Origin of the sequence: Catenuloplanes sp. NPDC051500, assembly GCF_044454585.1 — a bacterium.
Lineage (GTDB): Bacteria > Actinomycetota > Actinomycetes > Mycobacteriales > Micromonosporaceae > Catenuloplanes.
In genome coordinates this window covers 197,163-222,376 of record NZ_JBITDX010000006.1, presented here as the reverse complement: position 1 = coordinate 222,376, position 25,214 = coordinate 197,163, and the positions used below count along the sequence as shown (strand labels likewise).

The window sequence follows — 25,214 nt, the reverse complement described above, 5'->3', positions numbered from 1 at the left end:
CGCGGTCGTCTGCGGACCCGGCATCCGTCCGGCAGACTAAGGCCGAGGTGAATCGATCATCGACGGGCTCCTACTCACCACACTGCTGCCGCTGGTCGCATTTGTCCTGCTCACTGCCGGTAACGCGTTCTTCGTGGCGGCCGAGTTCGGGCTGATCACGGTGGACCGCATCGAGATTGACAGGCGCGCCGACGCCGGCGACCGCGGTGCCCGGGGCGTGCGCGCGGCGCTGCACGAGCTCTCCTTCCAGCTCTCCGGCGCGCAACTGGGCATCACGATCACGGCGCTGCTCACCGGCTACCTGGCCGAGCCCGCGCTGGCGAGCCTGATCGACCCGGCGCTGCGCCCGATCCTCGGCGGCCGCGTCGAGGCGGTCGCGCCGCTGCTCGCGCTCGTGATCGCCACGCTGTTCTCGATGCTCTTCGGCGAACTGCTGCCGAAGAACGCGGCGCTGGCCCGGCCGATGCGCGCCGCGCTGGTCACGGCCGGTCCGATGCGCGTCTTCTCGGTGCTCTTCGGCTGGCTGATCCGCGCGCTCAACAACGCGGCCAACTGGGTGGTACGCCGGTTCGGCGTCGAGCCGCAGGAGGAGCTGGCCAGCGCGCGCTCCGCGGACGAGCTGGGCCTGCTCGCCACCATCTCGGCGCAGGCCGGCGAGGTGTCGGTGGAGACCGCCACGCTGCTGCGGCGCACCATCCGGTTCGCGGACAAGCGCGCGGCCGAGGCGATGACGCCGCGGGTGGACGTGGTGGCGCTGCGGTCCACGCACACGGTCGCGGAGCTGATCACGCTGGCCCGGGAGAGCGGGCACACCCGCTTCCCGGTCTACGAGCTGACGCTTGACCAGATCACCGGCGTAGTAGGCGTGCCGGACGCGCTCGGCGTGCCGCTTCACCGCCGTGCCACCACCACTGTCGCCACCGTCGCCCGTGAGGCGGTGCTGGTCCCGGAGAGCCTGAACCTGGACGGTGTGCTCGCCGCGCTCCGGGCCGGCAACGCGGACCTGGCGATCGTGGTCGACGAGTACGGCGGCACGGACGGTGTGGTGACAGTGGAGGACCTGGTCGAGGAGCTGGTCGGCGAGATCTCGGACGAGCACGACGTCGCGGAACTGCTCCCGGACGAGCTGACCGCGCCCGGCGACGAGCGGACCAGCCTGGTCGACGGCGTGCTGCGTGAAGACGAACTGCGTGAACAGACCGGCTTCCGATTACCTGAGGGCCCCTACGAGACGCTCGGCGGTTTCCTGATGGCCCGGCTCGGTCACATCCCCGTGCCCGGCGAGACGGTCGAGGCCGACGGCTGGGAGTTCACAGTGATCGAGGTCGAGCGGCACCGGATCGAGCAGGTCAGGATCGTGGCGCCAGATGCTTGAGATCGGCCTGACCGTCCTCCTCCTGCTGGGCAACGCGTTCTTCGTCGGCGGCGAGTTCGCACTGATCGCCTCGCGGCCGACAGTGCTCGAACCGCTGGCCGAGACGTCCGCGCAGGCCCGGCTCGCGCTCACCGCGATGAACCAGATCCCGTTGATGATCGCCGGCGCCCAGCTCGGCGTCACGATCTGCTCGCTCGGCCTCGGCGCGATCGCGGAACCTGCTATCGCGCACTTCCTGGAGGTGCCGTTCCAGGCGCTGCACGTGCCGGAGCCGGCCGTGCACCCGATCGCGTTCACGATCGCGCTCGGCCTGGTCGTCGGCCTGCACACAGTGCTCGGCGAGATGGTCCCGAAGAACATCACGCTCGCCGGACCGGAACCGGCCGCGCTCTGGCTCGGCCCGGCGATGCTCGCGTTCTGCACCGCCACGAAGCCGCTGCTGCTGGCGATGAAGTGGGCGTCCCGGCAGATCCTGCGGATCTGGGGGATCGAGGCGGCGGACGCGGCGAAGACCGTGTTCACCGCGGAGGAGCTGGCCGGGCTGGCCAGTCAGGCGCAGGCGGAGGGCCTGCTCGGCAGCGAGGAGCACGCGCGGATCACCGGCGCGCTCGCGATGAGCAGGCAGACCGCTGCGGACGCGCTCCGCGAGTGGCTGACCGTGGTGACGGTGTCCGAGGACGTGTCGCCGGCGTCGCTTGAGGTGCTGTCCACGCGGACCGGGCGGTCGCGCTTCCCGGTGGTGCAGCGCTCGACGCGGCGGGTGCTGGGATTCATCCACGTCAAAGACATCCTGGGGTACGAGGGGGCGGCGCGCCGGCTGCCGGTGCCCCCGGAAGTGGTGCGCCCGCTGGCGGTGGTGCCGCCGGACCGTACCCTCGCGGATCTGCTCATCGGTATGCGCCGCGAACGCCGGCACATGGTGCTGGTCAGTGACGGCCGTGCGCCGCTCGGAATTCTGACACTAGACGATGTGCTCACTGCGGTAGTTGGTGGCGATTTAGCGTAACGATTCGTGAGTGCTCGGATGCTGTACGAATTGGTAATCGCCATTGGGTTGATAACGGACGGGTAAACGACCTAAGGTGAGGCCTCGTCCCCCGCCGGCACCAAATCCACTCCTCGTCCGGCAGACCTCTCACCCCCCTCGGAGGCGAGCCCCGGTGACGCCCAGGCTCTCGTTGCGTCCCCATCGTCTTGCGACTCGTGCATTCCTCTCCACCGGCGCGGCTGTTCTCTTCAGCCTGACGCTCCTGGCCGCTCCCGCCCACGCTGAGCCCACCCTCGCGCAGATCGAGGCTCAGATGGACGAGAAATGGCAGGAGCTCGAGCCGACGATCGAGGAATACAACAAGGTCCACGGCGAACTCAAGGCCAACCAGAAGAAGCGGACTGAGCTGGAAGCGAAGATGCAGCCGCTCAACGACCAGATGAAGGTCGCGGTCGACAAGGTCGGCCAGCTGGCCAACGAGTCGTACCGTGCCGGTCCCGCTTCCGGCATCAACTCGATCCTGAAGACCAGCTCGCCGACCGCGCTGACCGACCAGCTCATCTACCTCGACCGGCTGGCCGAGATCGAGCGTGCGGACATCTCGGCCGTGACCACGGCCCGCAGCGAGATGGACAAGCAGAAGGCGGACCTCGACAAGGTCGTCTCCGACCAGGAGAAGCGGGACAAGGAACTCTCCGCGAAGAAGGCGGAGGTCGAGAAGGAGATCGACGCGCTCGAGGAGCTGCAGAAGAAGGCGTACGGCTCGGTGGCGAACGTGCCCAGCAGCGGTAGCACCTCCGGCGGCTCGTGCTCGGCATCCGGTGCCAGCGGTGCGGCGGCCACGGCCGTGGCGACCGCGTGCGCGCAGATCGGCAAGCCGTACGTGTACGGTGCTGCCGGCCCCGGCTCGTTCGACTGCTCCGGCCTGGTCGCCTACGCGTGGGGAGCGGCAGGCGTCGGCCTCCCGCACAGCACCACCGCGCAGTGGAACATGGGCACCGCGGTCAGCGCGGCCCAGGCCCGCGCCGGCGACGTGGTCTTCTTCTACAGCGGTCTGAGCCACGACGGTCTGTACCTGGGCAACGGCAAGATGGTGCACGCGCCGCAGCCGGGCATGTCCGTCGAGGTGCTGAGCATCAACGTGCTGCCGGTGGTCGGCTTCCGCCGCTTCGGCTGACGACTCGTTTTCTCAGGCGGGAGCCCTCACCGGACGGCCGGTGGGGGCTCCTGCTTTTGCATGATTTCCATTGAGGTCCCCGGTGGGTTCGCGAGCGGCACACCAGTCACTCCCCACAATGGTGGAATGTCCGAATCATACGTAATTTGGGGCAGGCTGACCGGCCGGGTGGCCGTGACTGCCGCCGGGGGTGCGGTCCTCGCGCTGCTGGCCGGCGTGGCCGTGACCTCCGACCAGGCCCCGCCGCCCGTCCCCGCGGCGTCGATCACCACAGTCCCCGCCTCCGCCGTGGCGCGTGCGGTGCGCGCGCCGGTCGCCGTGCGCTACACCTTCGACGGCGGCGCGGGCAAGCAGGTCATGGACGCCTCCGGCCGGTACGCGCTGCGGGCCAGGGCCGCGGTCGGCGGGACGCTCGGCTTCTCCCGGCACGGCGCCGGCTGGGCCGCGGTCTTCCCGGCACGCTGCACCGCGCTCCCGCAGAACTGCCCGCGCACGATCCTGGAGGGTGGCGACCCGGCCGCGCTCAACCCCGGCGTCCGGCGGCTCCAGTACGGCGCTGCCGTGCTGATGCGGCCCGCCGACACCGCCGACGGGGCGAACGTGGTGCAGAAGGGCTTCTCCGTCGGCGGCGGCACCCAGTACAAGCTTCAGGTCGACGGTGTCGCCGGGCGGCCCAGCTGCGTCGTGGCGAGCCCGACCCACATCTACCGGGTGGTGGCGCCGGTACGGGTCGCGGACGGCCGCTGGCACGCGCTCGGCTGCACCCGCGCCGGCGCGGCGCTGGCGATCAGCGTGGACGGCGTGGCGCGCGGGTCCACGAAGCTGCCGGCCAACCTGTCCATCGTCAATGCGGAGCCGCTGAGAATCGGCGGTAAGAGCGTGACCGTGAACAACGATCAATATGCGGGCCTGGTCGACGATGTATATGTGACTATCAATTGACAGACAGTTTCCTAACGTAGTGCGACTGCGTTTGTACGTACCGATTTATGGGTTCGATCCGCTTGCGGTGCCCGTTTTGCCTCTCTAACCTTGGGTTCGCCGGGCTCGATGAAGGGCGATCACCCCCGATCGACGCGAGCCCGACACCGCTGAGTCGTCCATCAGGATGAACCGGGGACCCAAGCAGCACGTGGGGTGAATCCGTCGGTCACCACCGACGGTAGGGCGATGACCCTGTGATGAGCGCTACTGCACCGGCCTCATCACGCCCGAACCCGTCAGCTAACCCGGTAGGCGGTCAGGGACACAAGGGAGCTTTGACTTCGGTGGCAGGTATTGCTGCGCTCCGAAATCGGTCCGTCATAGTCGGCGCGATGTCCGCCCTGGCCACCGTGATGGTGGTCATGCTCGGCGGTACCGCTGCCCATGCCGAACCGTCCGTGGCCGAGGTGGAAAAGCAGATCGACGAGGCTTGGCATGATCTTGAGCCGACGATCGAGAAGCACAACTCGACACGCCAGGAGCTGGACAAGAAGAAGAAGCAGGCCGACGCGCTCGGCGTGAAGATCCAACCGCTCAAGTCGCAGGTCGACGCGGTCATGGGCCGGGTCGGCACGATCGCCGCCGAGGAGTACAAGAGCGGCCCGGCGAGCGAGATCGGGTCGATCCTGATGACCGGCTCGCCGACCACGTTCACCGACCAGCTGGAGATGCTCGACCACTTCGCGCGTGTCCAGAGCCGGGACATCGCCCAGGTCGTCGCGCTCAAGGAGCAGCTGGAGTCGGAGAAGGCGCCGCTCGACGCGCTGATCGTCGACCTCACCAAGCAGGAGGCCGAGCTCGCCGCGAAGACCACGGAGATCAACGCCAAGGTCGACGAGCTGCAGGACCTCCGCATCCAGGTCTACGGCAACGGTGGCGGCGGCTCGCTGGCCCCGGCGCCGTGCCCGTACGAGTACCCGGGCGGCAAGCGCAGCACCGTGGTCAAGTTCGCCTGCGCACAGATCGGCAAGCCGTACGTCTGGGCCGCCGCCGGTCCGGACGCCTTCGACTGCTCCGGCCTGATGCTTGCGGCGTGGAACAAGGCAGGCATCTCGTACCCGCACAACGCGGCCGCACAACGCGGGCTGATGAAGTCCGTGAGTAGGGCGAACCTGCAGGCCGGCGACTTCGTCTTCTACCATTCCGACCTGAGTCACGTCGGCATGTACGTGGGGAACGGCTGGGTGGTCCATGCGCCCAACCCCGCGGAACCGGTGCGGATGATGAAGATCGACGCGATGGAGATCCACAGCTTCGGCAGTCCGCTCTAGCAGCGCCTCGCCACAGCTACTACGCGAGCGGGAAGATCAGTCCTCTGATCTTCCCGCTCGTTGCTTTTCCCGGCCACCGCGGAACCGGTGCCCGCGGGAGCGTGCGGGCCGCGACCACCCACAGAGTGGGTATATCCGGATCTTGATCTTCCGGGTCTATTCCGCAGACGCGGTCGGCCAGGTGCGCCAGTTGCGCCAGGCGCGACTCGGGGTCGGGCCGCGTTGTCCCTGGTAGCGGGAGCCGTAGACCTCGGAGCCATACGGGTGCTCGGCGGGCGACGACAGCCGGAAGATGCACAGCTGCCCGATCTTCATGCCCGGCCAGAGCATGATCGGCAGGTTCGCCACGTTCGACAGCTCAAGCGTCACGTGGCCGCTGAACCCCGGGTCGATGAACCCGGCCGTCGAGTGCGTCAGCAGACCCAGCCGGCCCAGGCTGCTCTTGCCCTCCAACCGCCCGGCCAGCTGATCGCCGAGCGAGATGACCTCCAACGTGGAGGCCAGCACGAACTCTCCCGGGTGAAGCACGAACGGCTGCCCCGCCGGGACGTCGACCTCCGCGGTCAGCTCGTCCTGCTGCACCGACGGATCGATGTGCGTGTACAGATGGTTGTTGAAGACGCGAAAGAGCCGGTCAAGCCGCACGTCGATGCTGGACGGCTGGACCAGCGCGGCCTCGAACGGATCGAGGGCCAGCGTGCCGGCCTTGATCTCAGCGACGAGGTCCCGGTCGGAGAGGAGCATCCGGACACCCTACCTTTTGGCCTGGTTGTTCGAACGTGTGTTCGATAGGATTGCGGCATGGCTACCTGGACCACATTCGCCGCTCAACAACCCGGACTGGCCACCGCCATCCGTTCCCTCATGCAGCAGTACGGTCCGGGCCTCGGCTACCTCGCCACCGTCCGCTCCGACGGCGGCCCCCGCGTCCACCCCGTCTCCCCGGTCATCACCGCCGAGGGCCTCTTCTGCTTCATCGTCGACTCCCCCAAACGCCGCGACCTCGACCTCGACGGCCGCTACGCGCTGCACAGCTTCCCGCCCGAGGACAGCGACGACGAGGCCTACCTCGCCGGCTACGCCCACCCGGTCACCGACATCGCCCGCATCCACCGCCTCGCCGGCGACCTCCGCGCCGAACCCCACGTCGACTGGCGCCTCTACGAATTCACAATCGACGTCGCCATGCTCGCCCGCCACGGCCGCGGCGGCGCCACCCCCCTGGCCGCCAACGCCAACGCCCGCCCCGCCGTCCAGGTCTGGCGCGACCACGCCCCAAGCGTCGAAATCGTCATCGGCGGTGCGGCGTGAGGATGGCGCTCGCGCACCTGTCGACCAACCAGGTAGAGTGAGGCGGCACCTCGCGGGTGTAGTTCAATGGCAGAACATCAGCTTCCCAAGCTGACAGTGCGGGTTCGATTCCCGTCACCCGCTCAGCGAACAAAGGCCCAGGTCAGCGGTACGATCCGCAGCCTGGGCCTTTGTCTTTTTGATCTTTTTTTGGGGCTCGTGCCCCCAGGTTCCGCGTGTCCTTCTCCTTCGCGTCCCCCACGAGCTTGCCGAGCGCATTGGCGATCCTCCGATCACGGCCGGCGGTCTTGTGCATGTAGATCAGCGCAGCCCGACTAAGTGGCCATCCGGTTCATCGGGTCTCGCGGCGTCGCGCCGGACTCGGCCGCGCAGGTGTTCCCGGTGGTGCCGGAGGTCGTGAAAGTGCAGACCGGGGACGCTGGCCTTCTCGGTCGCCTCTGATGTGGTCGAGGCACACAAGCAAGCGACCCGCATCCAGGAGGCTGAATGCGGGCCGCGCGGCGGACCGGCACAACGAGGGAGGGGGAACGCCGAGCGCGTTCGCTCCCGGCCGTTGCACCGCGGCGAGCGCAGGATTCGCCGCGGCTGCCATGTGGTCCGCGTGATGAACTTAATCGACTAAGGCGGCGACTGTCGTCCTGCGTACTTCGATTGGGTTACCCGGCAGGCCCCTCGATCGCTGCTGCTCGTCCAGCAGCTCGACTAGCTCACGGACAAGCGCGTCATGCTGATCGGAGGTTATCGGGGGCCATCGGAGAAGATCATCGCAGTCGTTCAGCTCGATGAAGGTGGAAGGCAGGGCGATTCGAGATCGCCGAACTCGTTCACCTGAAGCCCGTCTACGAGACCCCTCGATCCGTCCGGGCGGCTGTCGTCGATCCCGGCGAGGCGCGAGGCCTGGTGAGTTCTGGTAATCCGAACGATGTTTTCGGACTTCGACATCAGGCGGGACTGCCGGGTACAGTCCGGACCAGATGGTTAGCTAAGCATGGGGGTGATGCGATGTCCGCCGAGGCAGTGCACTTCAACATGCATGAGGCGAAGACTCACCTATCGCGGATCATCGAGCGCGTGGAGAATGGCGAGGAGATCATCATCGACCGGGCCGGTAAACCTGTGGCGAAGGTGATTCCCCTGGTGCGCCGGGTCAATCGCACCGCCATCGGATCGCTGGCGGGGCAGGTCGATCTCTCGGGCGACTGGGACTCGCCGGAGACCAACGCGGCAATCGCCGATGACTTCGGGATCGGTGGATGAGCCTTCTCCTGGACACCCATGTGGCGCTCTGGGCTATCACCGGCGATGCGACGCTCGGCGAGGACATCCTCGATCGACTTCGTCATGATCCGGATGTCTATCTGTCGCCAGTCACCCTGTGGGAGATCACCATCAAGCAGACCGCTGGCAAGCTTGCGGGACCGGACGATCTGGCGGAGCGTATTCGCGATGCCGGCTTCCGCGAGTTGCCTGTCACCGGCGCACATGCGATCGCGGCCGGTCGGCTCCCACTGCATCACCGCGATCCGTTCGACCGGATGCTCATCGCTCAGGCATCCGTCGAAAGGTTCACCCTCGCCTCCCGCGACGCGGCGATGAGCCTCTACGACGTGGATCTCCTGAAGGTCTGACCGGGCGCCCACAGCGGACCTTGCCAATCGCATTGCCTACGTTCCGCGTCGGAGGGCTCTCGGCGCGAGTGTCGAGACAGCGGAGAGCGGCTGTGCGGCCGATCAGCGCCCTTATGAGGCGACGAGGCATGTCCTCCACGAGCTTGCCGCGCGCGCCGGCGATCTTCCGAGAACGGCGCTGTCTCTGCATGTAGATCAGCGCGGCCCGGGGGTGGAGCGGCCCATCCGGTTCATCAGGTCCCGCAGCGTCGCGCCGGGCTCGGCCGCCCAGGTGTTCCCGGTGTGCCGGAGGTCGTGGGAGTTACAGGCCGGCGATGCCGGCCTTCTCGGTCGCCTCTGATGTGGTCGAGGTGCGCGAGCAGCGGCCCGCATCCAGGGGGGCTGAATGCGGGCCGCGCGGCGGACCGGCAAACGGGGGAGTGAGAACGCCGATCGCATTCCCTCCCGGCTGTCGCACCACGGCGAGCGCAGGACTTTGACCTTGGTCAATTCGGCCTCTACGCGAGTTCCCAAGCTGACAGTGCGGGTTCGATTCCCGTCACTCGCTCGATCGCTGGGAGCCCCTTGCTCGCTGAAAAGCGCGAGCCGGGGCTCCTCGCATTTTCCCTGGGGGCCGAGCCCCCAGACCCCGCGGTCTGGTGGTCGCTCAGCGGGGATCGCCTGCGGGTTCGCACGGCTGGCTACTCCATTTGGGTAAGCGGCAAGCCGGGTTGCCGCAGCGCATCATGGCTTTGTGGAAGGTGATGAGTTGGCGGAGTTCGATGTGACCGAGGACGAGTTCAACGCCATGCTCGACCAGGGTGAGCCGATCGAGTTGGCCGGTCCGCCGGAGTGGATCTGCCTGGTGACTATCCCGGGTGCGGTGTCAGTCCAAGTGGATCTGGCGGTCCAAACCATTGCCGGTGATGATGCTGGTGGCGATGTGGGCGGCGGCGCGGCGGAAGAGGAGGCGGCGGGGGTGGCGGAGGTCGGCCAGGGTGGGGCGGGCGGATTCGCGTAGGGCTGCCGCATTCTGGGTGATGGCGGGGCCGAAGTCGGGGAAGTGGCCGTACAGCGCGTGGTTCTCGGCTGCGCCGAGATAGGCGAAAGGGCCAGAGGCCAGCATGGGTACGAACGGGGTGCCGATTCTTCGCAGGTTGCGGTAGGCGTCGCGGTCGATCATGGCGACCACGTGGGTGATGTGCTCGCGGGTGAAGACGCGGTAGAGCGTGCGGTAGAGCAGCGTGCTGACCAGGGCGGAGCGTGCACCCCGATATTCCGGGAGTACGGCGAGCGTGGCCACGTCGACGGCGGGGCGGCCGTCTGTCATGTGGTGGTGGGCGCGGATGGCCTCGACCGTGCCGCCGATGTGGGCGGGGGCGTCGTTCAGGGACTTGAGGCCGGCGGGGGACTCGTCGATCAGGCGGATGACGCCGGCGGGCAGGCGGTGGGCCTGGTCGAGCACGATGATGAAGCGGCTGGCCGGCTCGTACGGGCCGTACTCGGCTGACATGGTGGCCGCGTCGTTGCCGAAGGTCTGTTCGAAGGCAATGCGTTCGATCGAGCGTGCCGGGTCGGCGAGCGGGTGGTCGGTGCCGGCAAGAAGCGCGGCGAAGCGGCCGGGGTAGGCGCCGGGGCGGATCATCGACCGGATCTCGGCGCGGGACAGTGCGTAGGACACGTCAGAACTCCTTCGCCACGAGGTCGGCGGGAGAGGCGACGGCGAAGAACGCGGCGGTGAACGCGATGACCGCGGTCGGGTCGAAGGCCTTGCAGGTGTAGAGGTCGACGCTGAAGAAGAGCAGTGGGTCTTCCCAGGCGTAGAAGTGGGCGCCGGAGGTCTCCCAGTGGATCCAGCCGGCCCAGCCATACCGGGTGGAACGGTGGGTGACCGGAGGGATCAGCGGCACCATGCCGGTGACCAGGGACAGCTCGTGCAGGAATGTGCGGATGTGGGCTTCCGTGATCGGGAAGGACGGGTAGCCCTCGACGACGAGCCGCTGCCGGGTGATGCCGGGGGCCAGATCTCTGAATTCGGACACGGTTGCTCAATTCGCCCAGATAATTAAGGATGATCAAATGATCGTCCACAGTGGGCGGTCGCGCAGCCGCTTGTCCAGATGACCAAACGAACGAGATATGCCGCAAAAGCCTAAAGCTGTTCGGCCCGCAGGATGCTTCGGACACGCAGCTCGGCCGCGACGGCGGGGGTGCACTCGGCGACTACAGCGGCGGTGCCGACCGTGACGGCGCCGCAGGCCGCGACTATCTCGCCGAGCGCGCGGGACTGGGCGCCCGTGGTGATCCAGTCGTCGACGATCAGCGCACGGTCACCGGGCCGTAGTTGCCGGCTCCGCACGCCGAGCGAGAGCCGCCGGCCCTTGTGGTCGGGGTCCGCGTCCGCCCAGGTCATCGGCTCGGCTACCGGGGAGTGGCCGCCCTTGTACGCCTCGACGAACCCGACCTCAAGCGCCACCGCGACAAGCGGGCCGACGATGAAGCCGGTCACCTCCGGCGCCAGCACCACTGTCGGGTCCTCGTCACGGAACAGCGCGGCCAGCGCCGGTCCCAGTGCGCGCAGGATCGTGGGTGAGCGCCACCAGCCGGAGAGGTCACTGACCAGGTGGGGGAAGTCCCTGCCCGGATCATTCCAGCGAAATGCGCCGATCAGTTCGGTGGTAAGGTCCGACGACACCAGATCATCTTGCCTGCGCGCCGCAACGGTGCAACCCACCGGCTCTCCCGGCGCGTCCTGTAGTCGGCCGAGATCCACTCCTGTAGTCGGCCGAGCTCCACGCCGACACCCCACAAGGGTGACTCGATCGGGCGACATCCGGGAGACCCCTCCACCCCACCGGACGGCCATATCGGCATCAGACTAGGGGGCAAGTTGGTGCAGTCCCGTTGGTCGATCAGGCATGCTGGTCCCGGACCAATGCACAGTCTCCTCACGGGCCGACGCCCGATCAGTCCTGGATCCCGCGCCGGCCTCGGCGCGGCTGTTGCGCTGCTCGCGCTCGTGTCCGTGATCGAGTTGGCCGACGGCTCCAAGGCGAGCTACGTCGGGCTGGTCGCGGCCGCGCCGTTCCTGGCCGCCGCGTTCGCGCCATGGCGGGTGGTGCTGACCGTGGGCGCGCTGGCCACAGTGGTCGGCGCCGCGTTCGTGCTCTCTGACCCCTCGTTCCCGGCGGCGGTCAATGTGGCAGGTGTGGGGCTGTCCACAGGCATCGCGGCCGCGGTCGCGACGATCCGGGACCGCCAGGCCCGCCGCATCGACGAGCTGTTCAAGCTCGCGCAGGTCGCGCAGCAGGCGGTGCTGCGGCCGATCGGCCCGCACGTCGGCACGCTCGCGGTGGCGGGGCGTTACATCTCCGCGACCGCGGCCGCGGACATCGGCGGGGACCTATACGAGGCCCTGGACACCCCCTATGGGGTACGGATGATCATCGGTGACGTGCGTGGCAAGGGGCTTGACGCGGTGCGGCTCGCAAGCATCGTGCTCGGGTCGTACCGGCATGTGGCGTTCGAGCGTGGCGACCTGCGCACGGTGGTCGCGGACCTGGACCGGGCCGTGGCCCGCAGCGTCGGTGACGAGGACTTCGTGACCGCGGTACTTGTCGAGGAGCGCGGCGGCACGCTGACGATCGTCAACTGCGGGCACCCGGCGCCGCTGTTGCTGCGCCGTGGCAAGGTCATCCAGTTGGACCCGCCGGCGCCCGTACCCCCGCTTGGTTTTCGGCCGGAGGCCCAGCCGCGAGTGGAGCGGCTGGAGCCCGGCGACCGGTTGCTGCTCTTCACCGACGGCCTCGGTGAGGCGCGCCGGGAGGGTGAGTTCTTTCCGACGGCCGAGCGCGCCTGGCAACTCGTCGGGCACGGCACGGTGGGCGACGGTCTGGCCTCGCTGGAGTCTGCGCTGCAGGAGTGGGTGCACGGCCGGCTGGACGACGACATCGCGCTTGTGCTGATGGAGTACACAGGCCCCCGTCCCGTCGCGAACGCGGCCATGCCGAGCTGGGAAGTCGGCGCCGCCGGCTCCTGACTACAGCAGCTACGGCGCGGGGCGGGGCGCCGGCACCGGCATCGGCCCGGGAACGACCGGTGCGGCTATCGGCGGCAGCATCGTGGTCAGCGCCTCGTCCGGATCCTCCGGCGCGCGGTGCCGCCCGATGTAGCCCTCGTCCGGCTCCTGGCGTATCTGACGCAGCGCACCCCGAATGTTGCTGAGCAGCATGGAGGTCCTCCCACACGGTGGCCCGGCCAAGCGCCGAGCGGCGTTTGTAACGTGCAAACGAGGTGGACTCGGCCCAGGATGCGGTCCGTTCGGCGCGGCGGCTTGACCTGATGGTCGAGGTCACCCCAGAAACACGCCAAAAAGGGTGAATTGCGGGCGTCCGTCTGCCGATCGTGCCGCGCGTGTGGTCGCGGTCACTCAACCGTCGGCCTTGTCCGTACTTACCCGCCGGTAATACAGTTGGCTATTACTGACCGGTAACGAGCGTGAAGCGGGGGCTGGCGCCCATGAGCCACTACAAGAGCAACCTGCGAGATCTCGAATTCAACCTGTTCGAGGTGTTCGGAGCGGACCGCTCGTTCGGCGTCGCCCCCTACGGCGAGTTCGACGTCGACACGGTCCGGGACATCCTCGCCGAGATGCGGCGGCTGGCCGAGGAGGACCTCGGCGCCAGCTACACCGACGCGGACCGGAATCCGCCGGTGTTCGACCCGGCGACGCACACCGCCCCGCTGCCCGAGTCGTTCAAGAAGTCCTACCAGGCGTGGATGGGCTCGGAGTTCTGGCGGCTGGACCTGCCCGAGGCGCTCGGCGGCACCCCCGCGCCCCGCGCGGTCTGGTGGGCGATCGCGGAGATGGTGCTCGGCTCGAACGCGGCACTCTGGATGTACTCGTCCGGCCCGTCCTTCGCGCACATAGCGCACGTCGAGGGCACCGAGCGGCAGAAGAAGTGGGCCGAGCTCTTCATCGAGAAGCAGTGGGGCTCCACCATGGTGCTGACCGAGCCGGACGCCGGCTCCGACGTCGGCGCCGGCCGGTCCCGCGCGATCCCGCAGCCGGACGGCTCCTGGCACATCGAGGGCGTCAAGCGCTTCATCACGTCCGGTGAGCACGACCTGAGCGACAACATCATCCACTACGTGCTGGCGCGCCCGGTCGGCGTCGAGGGCGTGGGCGGCCCGGGCACCAAGGGCCTGTCGCTGTTCATCGTGCCGAAGTTCCACTTCGACGAGGAGACCGGCGAGCTCGGCGACCGCAACGGCGTCTACGCCACGAACATCGAGCACAAGATGGGCCTGAAGGTCTCGAACACCTGCGAGCTGACGTTCGGCGAGCACGGGACCCCGGCCAAGGGCTGGCTGCTCGGCGACGTGCACCAGGGCATCCGGCAGATGTTCCTGATCATCGAGTACGCCCGGATGATGGTCGGCACGAAGGCGATCGCCACGCTCTCCAGCGGCTACCTCAACGCGCTTGAGTACGCGAAGAGCCGCAAGCAGGGCGCCGACCTGCTCCGCCAGTCCGACAAGACCGCGCCGCGCGTCGAGATCATCAAGCACCCGGACGTACGCCGTTCGCTGATGCTGCAGAAGTCGTACTCCGAGGGCCTGCGCGCGCTTGTTCTGTACACCGCCACCTGGCAGGACAGCGTGGCGAAGGCGGCGGCGGCCGGCGACCTGGAGAAGGCCGCGATCGGCCGGAAGGTCAACGACCTGCTGCTGCCGCTGATCAAGGGCGTCGGCTCGGAGCGCGCTTACGAGCTGCTCAGCCACGAGTCGCTGCAGACGTTCGGTGGTTCCGGCTTCCTGCAGGACTACCCGCTCGAGCAGTACGTCCGCGACTCCAAGATCGACACGCTCTACGAGGGCACCACCGCGATCCAGAGCCTCGACCTGGTCTTCCGCAAGATCGTGCGGGACAACGGGCAGGCACTGATGCGGGTGGCCGGCGAGATCCAGGCGTTCATCGAGTCCGAGGGCGGCAACGGCCGGCTCAAGGACGAGCGTGCACAGCTCGGCCGCGCGCTCGGCGAACTGCAGCAGATGCTCGCCACGATCACCGGCTGGCTCGGCGCCGCGCAGGGCGGCAAGCCGGACGAGCTCTACAAGGTGGGCCTGCACTCCCGCCGCGTGCTGCTCGCGCTCGGCGACGTGGTGGTCGGCTGGCTGCTGCAGAAGCAGGCCGAGGTGGCGCTCGGCGCGCTTGCCGGCGAGGTCTCCGCAGCTGACCAGGCGTTCTACGAGGGCAAGGTCGCGGCCGCGCGATTCTTCGCCCACGAGGTGCTGCCTCGGCTCGGCGCGGACCGCCGCGTGGTCCAGGCCGCGACGCTTGACCTGATGCAGGTCGCCGAGGACCAGTTCTAAGACCTTCACAGATCAGCGGGGGTACGGCGTACCCCCGCTGATCTTTTTTCGCAGGTCACTGCGAGCCCTCATGTGCCGATATAGCCTGAGATCTCCGGCACGGGGGAGTGCACATGGGCATCGGCGGAGGAATTTTCCTCATTGCGATCGGCGCCATTCTGGCCTTCGCGGTTCACGCGGAGCCGGGATGGCTGGACCTCACAGTGGTCGGCTGGGTCCTGATGCTTGCCGGCGCGTCCGCACTGCTGATCACCATCTGGTACTGGAACAACCGACGGAGTCGCGCCCCGGGCGTGCCGATGGACGTGGTCGACGAGACCAGATACGCCCATCCGGCCGCACCACTCGGCGCGGACTCCGAGATGGAGATCCGGCACCCGCCGGCGCCACCGGGCTGAGACCGTTCAGCCGCGCGCCGTGTGCGAGTCGGCAAGCGGTGCGCCGCCCGCGGCGAGCGCCGACCAGTCGCCGTCGAAACGGTGCACGGCCAGCCCGCTGGTGCGCATGCCGTCCGAGTCGGCGGCGCCGTCCGGGTCAAGCATCGCCGACAGCAGCGAGACGTCCGGGTTGTGGCCGACAAGCAGCACCGTACCCGTCTCCGCCGGTACGGTCTTGACCAGCGCGAGCAGCGCGTGGTGTCCCTCGGCGTAGAGCCCCTGCTCGTAGCGGACGACGGGCGCGCCCGCCTCGGCGGCCGCCTCCGCCATCGCCACCGCCACACCGTGCCAGGTCTGCCGGGTGCGCCGCGCGGGCGAGCAGAGCACCAGCTCCGGCCGGTGGTTGTGGTGGGCGAGCCAGGCTCCGGCGGCGGCCGCATCCGCATGTCCCCGCTCGGTGAGCGGGCGTTCGAGGTCGCCGACGCCGTCCGGGCGGTCGGCTTTGGCGTGGCGGAGCAGAACCAGATTTCGTGACGTCACGCGATACAGCTTGCCTGATTGGTGAACGCCGGGGGTGGGTAAGCCATCACTCAAGCTCGGCAATACGTCGGCCACCCCGGTCGGCCGTCAGCCAAGGAGGGCCAGGCATGGGTTTCGGAGGAAGCATCTTCCTCATCGCGCTCGGGGCGATCTTTGCGTTCGCGGTCGAGTTCGACCTGGGGTGGATCGACATCCACGTAGTCGGCTGGGTGCTCATGCTCGCCGGCCTGGTGGGGCTCGTCACGACCATCTGGTTCTGGCAGAGCCGCCGCCGTCCGGTCGCGCCCGTCGAGGGTCAGATGGTGGCGCCGCCGCACCCGGCTACCGCGCCGCCGGCCGCGCACGTCGCTCCCCCCGTCGCCGCACCTGTCGTCGAGGAGCAGTACCGCGTCCGCCGCGAGCAGTTGTAATTCCGGTCGTCGCCTCGCTCTTCCGGGCTCGGCGCCGTCCGCGCCTCACAGCCTCACAGCCTCACAGCGAGAAGGAGGACTCCGCAGCAGATGCTGCGGAGTCCTCCTTCTTTTCAGGCGAACAGAGCGAAATAGATCGCGATGTGGTGGCAGATGGCGGCAACGAGCGTGCAGGCGTGGAAGAACTCGTGGTGCCCGAAGACCGTGGGCCACGGGTTCGGCCGGCGCAATGCGTAGAACAACGCGCCGGCGCTGTACATCACGCCGCCCACGATGAGCAGCACAAGTGCGGTGACACCACCGTGGTGCAGGATGTCCGGCAGGACCGCGACCGCGACCCAGCCGAGCGCGATGTAGAGCGGCGCGCCGGCCCAGCGGGGCAGATGCGGCCAGACGAGCTTCAGCGCCACGCCGAGTATCGCGCCGGCCCAGACCACGCCCAGCAGGATCTCCGACTTCGGAGACGGCAGCAGCAGCGTGCAGAACGGCGTGTACGTGCCGGCGATGAACACGAAGATCATCGAGTGGTCCATCCGGCGCATGATCTGGTAGCCGCGAGGACTCCAGACCCGCCGATGGTAGAGGGCGCTGGTGCCGAACAGACCACAGACGGTGAGGCTGTAGATCGCACAGCTGATCACCGGGGTCCAGCCCGGCCTGGCCAGCGCGAGGGAGCAGAGGACGATGCCGCAGACCAGTGCGACGAAGAACGCGTAGGCGTGCAACCATCCGCGCAGGCGAGGCTTGCCGAGGTCCAGCGGCGTGAGGCGAGCGGGGGCTTCGGACGTCACGTCATCCAGGTTACGGCACCGTAAGTTACCTTGCAGTAGTGAAGCGTCTCACCGCGTTTGGAGTGTAGTGCGGAGGCGACTACCGTGCGGAGCCATGGACCTCAATGCTGACCTCGGTGAGGGCTTCGGCGTCTGGAAACTCGGCGACGACGAAGCCCTGCTGGACCTGGTGACCTCCGCGAACATCGCGTGCGGCTTCCACGGCGGCGACCCGTCCATCATGCGCTCGGTCTGCGCCGCCGCGGCCGACCGGGGCGTGGCGATCGGCGCCCAGGTCGGCTACCGGGACCTGGCCGGCTTCGGCCGACGCCGCATCGAGTATCGCCGCGAGGACCTGCGCGACGAGATCATCTACCAGATCGCCGCGCTCGACGGCTTCGCCCGCGTGGCAGGCGACCGGGTCCGCTACGTCAAGCCGCACGGCGCGCTCTACAACACCGCCGCCGTCGACGAGGTGCAGGCCGGCGCCGTCGTCGACGCGATAACCGACTATGACGCCGGGCTCCCCGTGCTCTGCCAGCCCGGCTCCACGCTCGCCCTGCTGGCCGCCCACGCCGGTCTCCGCGTCGTCGGCGAGGGCTTCGCCGACCGCGCCTACCTCCCCGACGGCCGCCTGGTCCCCCGTACCGACCCGGACGCGGTCATCCACAACTCCGCCGCCGTCGCCGACCGCGTCGTCCAGATGGCCACCGCCCACACCGTCACCACCGTCGACGGCACCGTCATCCCCTGCCAGGTCGAGTCCATCTGCCTCCACGGCGACACCGCCGGCGCCGTCGACCTCGCCCGCCGCGTCCGCGCCTCCCTCCTCGACGCCGGCCTCTCCCTGGCCTCCTTCACCTGACCCGTCATCCTCAGACAAGATCTGAACCCAAGATCCAATTCATCTTCCCGCTCCCGCGCTGCTCCAGCCCGCATGCTCCCGCGGGCAAACCTCACGCCGGGCTCCGCTGGCGCTCCGCTCGTCGCTCGGAGCCGGTTCAGCGCGGGCCGGGAAAGAGCACGGCGACCGCCGCCGTACACCCGACGGGCCTGAGGGCGGCTGTCGCTGTTCCCGCTGGTGCCCTGTCAGAGGTGGTGGGCGCTGCCGCTGTGGCCGCCACGCATCCGGCGCGCCTGCGGATGGTTGCCGCCGCACATCCGGCGCGCTCGCGGACGGCTGTCGCGTTCCCGCCCGGTGCCGCGTCAGAGGTGGTGGGCGGTGCGGCTGCGGTCGAGCGAGGGCAAGGGCTGGCGGCGGAGGACGGAGGTCCGCGGTGGTGTGGTCGGTTTGGTCGTGGCGGCCCGTGGTGGGCTGCGCGAGAGTCGCGTCTGCGCCGGTCAGCGGCCCGGCTGCGGCCGGATGACCGCACGAGCCGGCGTCGAAGGCCGGGAGCACCCTGGGGCTCAGGTCGGGGGCGGCCACGTTCGTCTGGGGCAGGGTCGGGCGAGTGCGCGACCGGTGTCGCGTCATCGGCGTTTGTCAGCGCGCTGCCGGTGTTACGTCGGGGGCGGTTGTTAGTGCGCGTCCGGTGTTGTGTCGCGGGCGTTTGTCAGCGCGCGGCCGGTGTTGCATCGCGGGCGTTTGTCAGCGCGCTGCCGGTGTTGCGTCGTCGGTTGGTGGCCAGTGAACGGCCATGTCACGTCACCGGTTGCTTTCGCGTCATCAGCGGATGATTAGCGCGTCCGGTGTTGCGTCGCCGGCTGATGATCAGGGCGAGGCCGTGTCACGTCACCAGTTGATGGTCAGTGCGCGGCCGGCTTCGCGTCGCCGGCGGGTGATCAGCGCGAGTATCGCTGGGTGGTCGCAAGGGCCGGCACCGACGCCAGGGTGCCGCGGAGGAACGGATGATTTCGGCACTTCCGCCGAGGTCGACCTGAGGCCGGTGCGCAGGTGCCGTCGTGCCCTATTTTTTCGATATCGCTGGTCGCTGTGGGCGTTTGCCAGCTGCGCGCAAGGATCTTCAATCCCGCCAGGTGGACGGCTGGCTCTCGCCCTTCGGGCACGTAGGGCGCGCGGCCGGTACTTCAGGCGCTCCGGACCCGACATTTCGCCCTAGCCGTGGCATTCGCCCGGGTCGGATCCACCAGAAAGACCCTTGATGAACGTCGGAGCAGGGAGCCGGTCCCGCCGTGGTGAGGGGAGGGACCCGCGTCGACACCGAGGTTGCTCGGCGTGCCGTCTCGGTCGGCGTGCGGGCTGGCGGGTGCGGTACGGCGCTGCGGAATGAGCACTCTGACGCCAAAGCGGGAGCGGGCCGCGGTTGAGTGCGCCAGAGTGCTGTACATGAACGCGATGCTTCCGCTGGCAGAGGTCCGCGATCGGCTCTCCACGCTGGTGACCTCGGTCGAGCAGACTCACGAGCGCATCATCATCACCCGCAACGGCCGGCCGGCCGCGGTGCTCATCGCCGTCAGCGATCTCGAGACCCTGACCGTCACGCCGGGCCGGGCGGGCATCAAGGAGTCCGCGAACGGCGACGAGCCGGACGTGTCGATCGATCAGGCACGCACGGACAGTGCCGCGCGGGGCTGATCCGGGGCGCGCGACGGCGACGGGGGATGGGACGCGCGGAACCGGCTTCGCGCGACGGCGGGGTCTTGCCGCGGCGGGACCGGCTCCGAGCGACGTGCGGAGCGCCAGCGGAGCCCGGCGCGAGGTTTGCCCGCGGGAGCGTGCGGGCCGGACCTCCGCGGGAGCGGGAAGACGAACTGGATCTGGGGTGGAAGGCCCTAGGGCGTGTTTGACGGATCGCGACGGCCTGCGGCGTGGTCCAGGCGCCGCCCGGCCGCACGCCGCGAACACCTGGATACAACACCGGTATCCGGGCGCCCATGGCGCACACCCGGACAACACCTGGACCTCGCCTCGGCTCGCCGGGATCCGTCAAACACGCCCTAGGCGTCGAGCCCGCGGAGGATGAGCGGGAGGCGGGTGGGGGCGCCGGGGGTGATGGTGATGGGGACGCCCCAGTCCTGGCGGGTGAGGTGGCAGGCGGCGTGTTCGACGTCGATGTCGCAGGTGGCGGCCTGGGCTACGACCTGGAGGACGCCGGCGGGTACGTCAGGGTTCAGGCGCAGCGTGCGGGACAGCGTGGTGGTGGTGCCGGCGCCGTCGAGGAGCAGCTCGGGCGGGGAGGCGCTGATCACCAGGCGGGTGGAGGGGCCGAAGGTCTCGTCGAGCTTCTGGCCGGGCGCGGGCGTGAAGATGATGTCGAGCGTGGCCTCGCCGGGGGAGAGCGGGGTCGCGGGCCGTTCGGTGCGGTGGCGGGTGCCGTCGGTGGAGACGCCTGCGGCTTCGAGCGCGCCGGGTGCGAGGCGGGTCAGGCGGTGGGCGGCGGACTCGACGACGAGTACGGCGCCGTCGTCGGTGAGGATCACGTCGCTTGGTTCGGCGAGGCCGCGGTCGACGGTGGTGACCTCGTCGGAGTCGGGCGAGTAGCGGCGGACCGCGCCGTTGTAGGTGTCCGCGATCAGGACGGAGCCGTCCGGTAGCGCGCAGACGCCGAGCGGGTGCTGGAGCAGCGCCTGTGCGGCGGGTCCGTCCATGTGGCCGAAGTCGAAGAGTCCCTGGCCGACGGCGGTGTGCAGTTCGCCGTCCGCGATCCAGCGGAGCGCGGACGTCTCGCTGTCGGCGATCCACAGGCGGCTGCCGTCAGTGGAGGGGGAGAGGCCGGACGGCTGGGCCATCCACACGTCGGGGATCGGGCCGTCGCGCAGCGCCTCGACAGTGGTGCCGGCGTAGACGCCGATGGTGCGCTTGATCGGGTCGAACCACCAGAGCTGGTGGATGCCGGCCATCGCGATGATGATCTTGTCGTCGTACCAGGCCACGTCCCAGGGCGAGGAGAGGTCGACGGCGAGCGCGTCGTGGGCGTGCCCGTCCGGCGCGGACCGCCACTGCTTGCCGGAGCCCGCGATCGTGGTGACCGTGCCGTCCGACAGCCGCACGCCCCGGAGCAGGTGGTTGACCGTGTCGGCGACCACCACGTCGTAGCCGGCGATGTCCGCGGTGTGCGGCGGGAGCAGGCAGAGGCCCTGCGGTTCGGAGAAGGACGGGGACTCGTCGGAGCGGCCGCGGGCGCCGGTGCCGATCCGCCGGACCACGTCGCCGTCGAGCGTGATCTCGGCCAGTGAGTGCCGCGCCGAGTCGGAGACCAGCAGGTTTCCGCCCGGGAGCGGCACCGCCTTGCCGGGGAAGCGCAGCGCGGTCTCGGACTCGGCGGGCGGCACGTACGGGCTGTCGCCGCGCCGCAGCGTGCCCTTCGCGTCGTGCGTGGCGATCAGCTCGTCGACCAGCCGGGCCAGGCCCTCCGCGTGGCCCTCACCGGCCATCGACGCGACCAGGTAGCCCTCCGGGTCGACGACCGCGAGCGTGGGCCAGGCCTTCGCCGCGTACTGCTGCCACATCAGCAGATCAGGATCATCAAGGACCGGATGGGGTACGCCGTAGCGCTCCACGGCCGCGGCCAGCGCGTCCGCGTCGCGCTCGTGCTCGAACTTCGGCGAGTGCACGCCGATGATCACCAGCACGTCGCCGTATTTCTCCTCGAGCGGCCGGAGCTCGTCGAGCACGTGCAGGCAGTTGATGCAGCAGAACGTCCAGAAGTCCAGGACGACGATCTTCCCGCGGAGCCCGGCCAGCGTCAGGTCGGCGCCGCCGGTGTTCAGCCAGCCGCGCCCCCGGAGCTCGGGTGCGCGGACCCGGCCCTGCGGTGTGTTGCTCATCGTTCCTTCTTCTGTGCGGTGTTTCAGCCGGTGACGGGCGCGGACTCGGCGGCGCCGCCGGAGACGGCCGGGGCCAGGCAGAGCACCTCGCCGCCGGTCCGGATCTCGATGAACGGCTGGCTCAGGTCGGTGCACTGCTCCTTGGTGGCAGCGCGGGAGACGACCGTGTACGCGTCGGACTGCGTGCACTCCGCCGCGACCGCCACGTTCCCGTCCTTGCGGACGCAGCCGCCGACCGGCACGTCGAGCGAGTTTGTCGACTCCTTGGAGGACGCGATCAACCACACGATCAGCAGGGGTACGGCGACGAGCAGCGCGGCCACGATGACGACCGCGATCAGGACGCCGCCGTTGCCACCCTTCTTCGGCGCGGGCAGCGGGTCCTTCGCCGGTTCCGGCTCCGTGGCCTTGAACTTGTCGAACGCGTCCTGGTCGGTGTCGCTGAAACCACCGCCGGGCTGCTGCTGGTCGAAGCCGCCGGGCTGCGGGGCGAAGCCGGGCGCGTCCTGGCCGAATTCGCCGGGGGTGCTGCCGGGGGTGCTGCTGAACACGGCCGTGTTGTTGCCGAACGACGGGGGGTTGCCCGCGCCCGGCCCGGGGCCGAACGGGTCCTGCTGCTGGCCGAACTCCTGCTGCTGACCGAACTCCTGCTGCTGGCCGTAGTCCTGCTGCGGCGGCTGACCGTATGTCTGGGGCTGCCCGAGGTCCTGCTGGCCGAACTCCGGCCGACTCGGCTGGCCGTATTCCTGCTGGCCGTAGCCGGGCTGGCCGTATTCCTGCCGCCCCGGCTGGCCGAACTCGGGCTGGAAGCCCTGATGCTGCTGCCCGTAGTCCTGCTGCGGCGGCGGCCCGAAGTCGTCGGGTGCGGACGAGCCGCGCGGGTCGATCGAGCGCCCGTCGACGACCTGTCCCGGGTACGGCAGCCCGCCACCGACAGCGAAGTGCGGCGGCTGAGCCTCGGCCGGCGGCTCCTCGCGCTGCTGCGGCCCGTGCGCGAAGCCGTTGACCGGCCCGTGCTCCTGCTGCGGCGGCGCGAACGAGGGGCCGGTCGCGGGCGGGGCGTCGAAGCCGCCGCCACCCCAGCCGGGCGAGCCACCGGAGACCGGCGACCCGGAGACGGGGGAGCCGGACACGGGAGAGCTGGACACCGGGGTTCCGGAGACCGGCATGCCGCTTACCGGTACGCCCGAGACAGGTGCTGACTCGTCCGGTTCCGGCGCCGCGGCCTTGCCGTAGACGCGGGCCTGGCCCTTGCCGGCCGGCGGCGGGAGCGGCTGGTCGGACGGCGGAGTGATCTTGCTGAGGCCCGGCACGGAGGCGCTGCCCGCGACCGCGCGGCCGGTGGGCGGCGCGTCGGCGGACGGGTCCCCGGCCGGCGGCGTGGAGACGGGCGACACGGCGGCGGACGCGGACGGCGGCACGACGGCGGCACGGGCGACCCCGGCCGATCCGGTTGCGGGCGGCGCGTACGGCGAGTTGGCCGCGGGCGGGAAGTCGGTGGGCGTGCGCGGCTGCGGCACCTGGGCCGGGTCGCTCTGCTGCTCGGAGCCGTACGGCGCGGCGTACCCGGACTCGGGCCCGAAGCCGGAGTCCGCGCCGAACCCGCCGCCGGGCTGTGCTGCGTAACGGCCGGACTCGGCCGCCTGGCTCTCCTCGGGCGGGAACGAGCCGCCCTGAGCCGGTGCGGAAGCCTGGCCGTAGGTACCGAAGCCCGCGGACTCGGCGGGCGGGGTCTCCCGGTAGCCACCGTTCTCCGCGCCCTGGTCACCGCCGAACGTGCCGCGACCGGCCGGAGCCTGGCCGAAGCCCTCGTTCGCACCCGGCGCCTGCCCGAACCCACTCGACGACGGGCTCTGCCCGAAGCCACCGGCCGACGACGGGCTCTGCCCGAAGCTGCCCGAGGAAGCCGGGTTCTGTCCGAACTCGCCGGCCGGGTTGCCGCCGGAGACGGGCGCGTTGCCGCCGCCCGCGCCGAAGCCGTTGAACGAGCCGCCGAAGGACGTCGGCATGGAGGTGCGTGACGCCTCCGGGTTGTCCGGCGGCGGGATGGACGCGAAGCTCGCGCCCGGTACCCGGACCGGCGGGTTCCACGGCTCGGGCGGCGCCTCCGCGGGCGCCGTCTCGTCGCCGGAGTGCCCCGCGTTGGCGCCACGCGTGAACGCGCCCGCACCGAAACCGCCCGCGGCCTCGTCCGACTGTGCATCGGGCCCACCGCGCCGGTTGGACAGGTCGAAGCCGCTGTAGGTGGTCTCGGACGGCGGCTCGAACTGGCCCGGCGCGCGCTGCGGCAGCTGGTGACGTCCGGACGCGGACGGCGACCCGGGCGACTCGGCCGGAAAACCGGAGGCCGGCGCGTCAGTGCTCGGCACCGGCGACGGCGGAGCGACGGCGGAGGGCGCGGCCGGGGAGGACGGTGTGGCCGGGGAAGAGGGTGTGGCCGGAGCCCACGCCTCCGGCGGCAGGCCGCTGCGCTCGTACGCCGGCTGCTCGGCACCCCAGGAGGGCTGCTGCTGGGCGGGCGCGGGTGCGGCGGCGCCCCACGACGGCTGCTGCGGCGGGGCCGACTCCGCGCCCGGGTACGACGCACCCGGGTAGGACGAGCTGGCCTTCCAGTGCTGCGTGGCCTCCGCGTACGCCTCGCCCTGGTCGTTCGTCTCGGGCTGGCCGTAGGGGTTGTACGGTGCCGGCTCGGCCCCGAACGTCGACGGCGGCGTGGCCGGAGCGGGTGGCGGTACCGAGGCCGCGCCGGAGACTGTGGCACGCCCGCCGAAGCCGGTGGAGGAGCCGCCGCCGAACGTGCGCGGCTGCTCGGCCGACGGGTCCGGTGCGGCCGGCGCCCAGCGCGACTGCGCGGGCGCGGAGGTCTCGGGGGACGGTCCCCAGTTCTGCGGCGCGGGCGCGACCGGCGACTCGGGGGTCACGTTGGGTGACCACGAGGTCTGGCTCGGCCACTCGTTGGCGCCGCTCTCCGGCGCCGTTTCCGGCTGCGTGTTCGGCGCGGCGGGCCAGCGGGGGACCCCGGCGGAAGCGATTCCGCGCTGGGGCATGCCGGGCACCTGCGCGGCGCCGGCCGCGGGCTGCTGCGGCGGCACGTTGCCGCCGGAACGGTAGGGGTTGAAGCTCTCGGCGCCCTCCGACGGCGGTGTGCCGTCGGTGCCCGGCGCCGCCTCAGCCGGCTCGTCGCCGGCCTTGTGCAGGCCCTCGGACGTCATCTGCGCCTCCTCCATCGCGTGTCGGCCGGGTCGCCTGGCCAGGGCTTTCGGAGGACCACTGGGGCCGTCCGACCCGATCGTCGGCCACG

The 25,214-nt window shown here is 70.0% G+C and carries 23 protein-coding genes, 1 tRNA gene and 1 riboswitch; of the genes, 15 read left to right on the top strand and 9 right to left on the bottom strand.

The annotated features are described in order from the left end of the window. Window positions 1-85 precede the first annotated feature (85 nt). The 5 genes from ACIA8K_RS14880 (at window position 86) to ACIA8K_RS14860 (ending at window position 5,795) form a co-directional block, all read left to right on the top strand. Entirely contained in the window at window positions 86-1,375 is a 1,290-nt protein-coding gene (locus ACIA8K_RS14880) for a hemolysin family protein (protein ID WP_396059242.1), read from the top strand. Then, window positions 1,368-2,381 (top strand): hemolysin family protein, encoded by a 1,014-nt coding sequence (locus tag ACIA8K_RS14875; RefSeq protein ID WP_396058896.1) that lies wholly within the window; start codon window positions 1,368-1,370, stop codon window positions 2,379-2,381. Before ACIA8K_RS14880 ends, ACIA8K_RS14875 begins: the two co-directional genes overlap by 8 nt. 295 nt (window positions 2,382-2,676) lie before the next feature. After that, the gene (locus tag ACIA8K_RS14870) at window positions 2,677-3,540 is read left to right on the top strand and encodes an NlpC/P60 family protein (protein ID WP_396058894.1); all 864 of its coding nucleotides are present in this window, start codon (window positions 2,677-2,679) and stop codon (window positions 3,538-3,540) included. A gap of 126 nt (window positions 3,541-3,666) precedes the next feature. Next, window positions 3,667-4,482 carry a LamG-like jellyroll fold domain-containing protein gene (locus ACIA8K_RS14865; protein ID WP_396058892.1) on the top strand — a complete coding sequence of 272 codons (816 nt, stop codon included), beginning with the start codon at window positions 3,667-3,669 and terminating at the stop codon, window positions 4,480-4,482. 137 nt (window positions 4,483-4,619) lie between these two features. Continuing rightward, a riboswitch (cyclic di-AMP (ydaO/yuaA leader) is annotated at window positions 4,620-4,794 on the top strand. Window positions 4,795-4,856: 62 nt separating this feature from the next. Continuing rightward, on the top strand, window positions 4,857-5,795 hold the full coding sequence (locus tag ACIA8K_RS14860) for an NlpC/P60 family protein (RefSeq protein ID WP_396058890.1): 939 nt from the start codon (window positions 4,857-4,859) through the stop codon (window positions 5,793-5,795). A 156-nt stretch (window positions 5,796-5,951) separates the two neighbouring features. On the opposite strand, the gene dcd is transcribed toward ACIA8K_RS14860, so the two are convergent. Then, entirely contained in the window at window positions 5,952-6,539 is a 588-nt protein-coding gene (gene dcd, locus ACIA8K_RS14855; RefSeq protein WP_396058888.1) for a dCTP deaminase, read from the bottom strand. A gap of 57 nt (window positions 6,540-6,596) precedes the next feature. Here dcd and ACIA8K_RS14850 point away from each other — a divergent pair, with 57 nt between their 5' ends. The 4 genes from ACIA8K_RS14850 (at window position 6,597) to ACIA8K_RS14835 (ending at window position 8,734) form a co-directional block, all read left to right on the top strand. Further along, the gene (locus ACIA8K_RS14850) at window positions 6,597-7,106 is read left to right on the top strand and encodes a pyridoxamine 5'-phosphate oxidase (protein WP_396058886.1); all 510 of its coding nucleotides are present in this window, start codon (window positions 6,597-6,599) and stop codon (window positions 7,104-7,106) included. Between the two features lie 52 nt (window positions 7,107-7,158). Continuing rightward, window positions 7,159-7,229: transfer RNA gene (locus ACIA8K_RS14845), tRNA-Gly, on the top strand. An 879-nt stretch (window positions 7,230-8,108) separates the two neighbouring features. Then, window positions 8,109-8,363: a type II toxin-antitoxin system Phd/YefM family antitoxin gene (locus tag ACIA8K_RS14840; protein WP_396058884.1), complete on the top strand. Its 255-nt coding sequence runs from the start codon at window positions 8,109-8,111 to the stop codon at window positions 8,361-8,363. Further along, window positions 8,360-8,734 (top strand): type II toxin-antitoxin system VapC family toxin, encoded by a 375-nt coding sequence (locus ACIA8K_RS14835; protein WP_396058882.1) that lies wholly within the window; start codon window positions 8,360-8,362, stop codon window positions 8,732-8,734. The genes ACIA8K_RS14840 and ACIA8K_RS14835 overlap by 4 nt, the downstream gene beginning before the upstream one ends. A gap of 865 nt (window positions 8,735-9,599) precedes the next feature. On the opposite strand, the gene ACIA8K_RS14830 is transcribed toward ACIA8K_RS14835, so the two are convergent. The 3 genes from ACIA8K_RS14830 to ACIA8K_RS14820 all read right to left on the bottom strand — a co-directional run bounded on the left by ACIA8K_RS14830 (window position 9,600) and on the right by ACIA8K_RS14820 (window position 11,408). Further along, on the bottom strand, window positions 9,600-10,394 hold the full coding sequence (locus ACIA8K_RS14830) for a hypothetical protein (RefSeq protein ID WP_396058880.1): 795 nt from the start codon (window positions 10,392-10,394) through the stop codon (window positions 9,600-9,602). A gap of 1 nt (window position 10,395) precedes the next feature. After that, window positions 10,396-10,755, bottom strand: a complete 360-nt coding sequence (locus tag ACIA8K_RS14825) for an S-adenosylmethionine decarboxylase (RefSeq protein ID WP_396058878.1) — start codon at window positions 10,753-10,755, stop codon at window positions 10,396-10,398. Window positions 10,756-10,865: 110 nt separating this feature from the next. Further along, entirely contained in the window at window positions 10,866-11,408 is a 543-nt protein-coding gene (locus ACIA8K_RS14820; RefSeq protein ID WP_396058876.1) for a phosphoribosyltransferase family protein, read from the bottom strand. A gap of 240 nt (window positions 11,409-11,648) precedes the next feature. On the opposite strand from ACIA8K_RS14820, the gene ACIA8K_RS14815 reads away from it, so the two are divergent. Then, on the top strand, window positions 11,649-12,752 hold the full coding sequence (locus ACIA8K_RS14815; protein ID WP_396058874.1) for a PP2C family protein-serine/threonine phosphatase: 1,104 nt from the start codon (window positions 11,649-11,651) through the stop codon (window positions 12,750-12,752). A gap of 9 nt (window positions 12,753-12,761) precedes the next feature. On the opposite strand, the gene ACIA8K_RS14810 is transcribed toward ACIA8K_RS14815, so the two are convergent. Then, the gene (locus tag ACIA8K_RS14810; protein WP_396058872.1) at window positions 12,762-12,944 is read right to left on the bottom strand and encodes a hypothetical protein; all 183 of its coding nucleotides are present in this window, start codon (window positions 12,942-12,944) and stop codon (window positions 12,762-12,764) included. 287 nt (window positions 12,945-13,231) lie between these two features. On the opposite strand from ACIA8K_RS14810, the gene ACIA8K_RS14805 reads away from it, so the two are divergent. Both ACIA8K_RS14805 and ACIA8K_RS14800 read left to right on the top strand, forming a co-directional pair. Continuing rightward, window positions 13,232-15,088 carry an acyl-CoA dehydrogenase gene (locus tag ACIA8K_RS14805; RefSeq protein ID WP_396058870.1) on the top strand — a complete coding sequence of 619 codons (1,857 nt, stop codon included), beginning with the start codon at window positions 13,232-13,234 and terminating at the stop codon, window positions 15,086-15,088. Between the two features lie 113 nt (window positions 15,089-15,201). Further along, window positions 15,202-15,486, top strand: a complete 285-nt coding sequence (locus ACIA8K_RS14800) for a DUF6458 family protein (protein WP_396058868.1) — start codon at window positions 15,202-15,204, stop codon at window positions 15,484-15,486. A 6-nt stretch (window positions 15,487-15,492) separates the two neighbouring features. Here the strand turns inward: ACIA8K_RS14800 and ACIA8K_RS14795 are convergent, their stop codons facing one another. After that, entirely contained in the window at window positions 15,493-16,005 is a 513-nt protein-coding gene (locus ACIA8K_RS14795; RefSeq protein ID WP_396058866.1) for a SixA phosphatase family protein, read from the bottom strand. Between the two features lie 107 nt (window positions 16,006-16,112). Between ACIA8K_RS14795 and ACIA8K_RS14790 the strand changes: the two genes are divergently transcribed. Then, window positions 16,113-16,415 carry a DUF6458 family protein gene (locus ACIA8K_RS14790; RefSeq protein ID WP_396058864.1) on the top strand — a complete coding sequence of 101 codons (303 nt, stop codon included), beginning with the start codon at window positions 16,113-16,115 and terminating at the stop codon, window positions 16,413-16,415. Window positions 16,416-16,528: 113 nt separating this feature from the next. Here ACIA8K_RS14790 and ACIA8K_RS14785 read toward each other — a convergent pair whose 3' ends face one another. Then, window positions 16,529-17,206 (bottom strand): hemolysin III family protein, encoded by a 678-nt coding sequence (locus tag ACIA8K_RS14785; protein ID WP_396058862.1) that lies wholly within the window; start codon window positions 17,204-17,206, stop codon window positions 16,529-16,531. Between the two features lie 94 nt (window positions 17,207-17,300). On the opposite strand from ACIA8K_RS14785, the gene ACIA8K_RS14780 reads away from it, so the two are divergent. Together ACIA8K_RS14780 and ACIA8K_RS14775 are read left to right on the top strand one after the other, a co-directional pair. Beyond that, window positions 17,301-18,050: a LamB/YcsF family protein gene (locus ACIA8K_RS14780; protein WP_396058860.1), complete on the top strand. Its 750-nt coding sequence runs from the start codon at window positions 17,301-17,303 to the stop codon at window positions 18,048-18,050. 1,422 nt (window positions 18,051-19,472) lie between these two features. Then, window positions 19,473-19,721 carry a type II toxin-antitoxin system Phd/YefM family antitoxin gene (locus ACIA8K_RS14775; protein ID WP_396058858.1) on the top strand — a complete coding sequence of 83 codons (249 nt, stop codon included), beginning with the start codon at window positions 19,473-19,475 and terminating at the stop codon, window positions 19,719-19,721. Between the two features lie 362 nt (window positions 19,722-20,083). Here ACIA8K_RS14775 and ACIA8K_RS14770 read toward each other — a convergent pair whose 3' ends face one another. Beyond that, window positions 20,084-21,913 carry an NHL domain-containing thioredoxin family protein gene (locus ACIA8K_RS14770; RefSeq protein WP_396058856.1) on the bottom strand — a complete coding sequence of 610 codons (1,830 nt, stop codon included), beginning with the start codon at window positions 21,911-21,913 and terminating at the stop codon, window positions 20,084-20,086. Window positions 21,914-21,936: 23 nt separating this feature from the next. After that, complete coding sequence (locus ACIA8K_RS14765; protein ID WP_396058854.1) at window positions 21,937-25,125, bottom strand: hypothetical protein; 3,189 nt, start codon at window positions 25,123-25,125, stop codon at window positions 21,937-21,939. Window positions 25,126-25,214 lie beyond the last annotated feature (89 nt).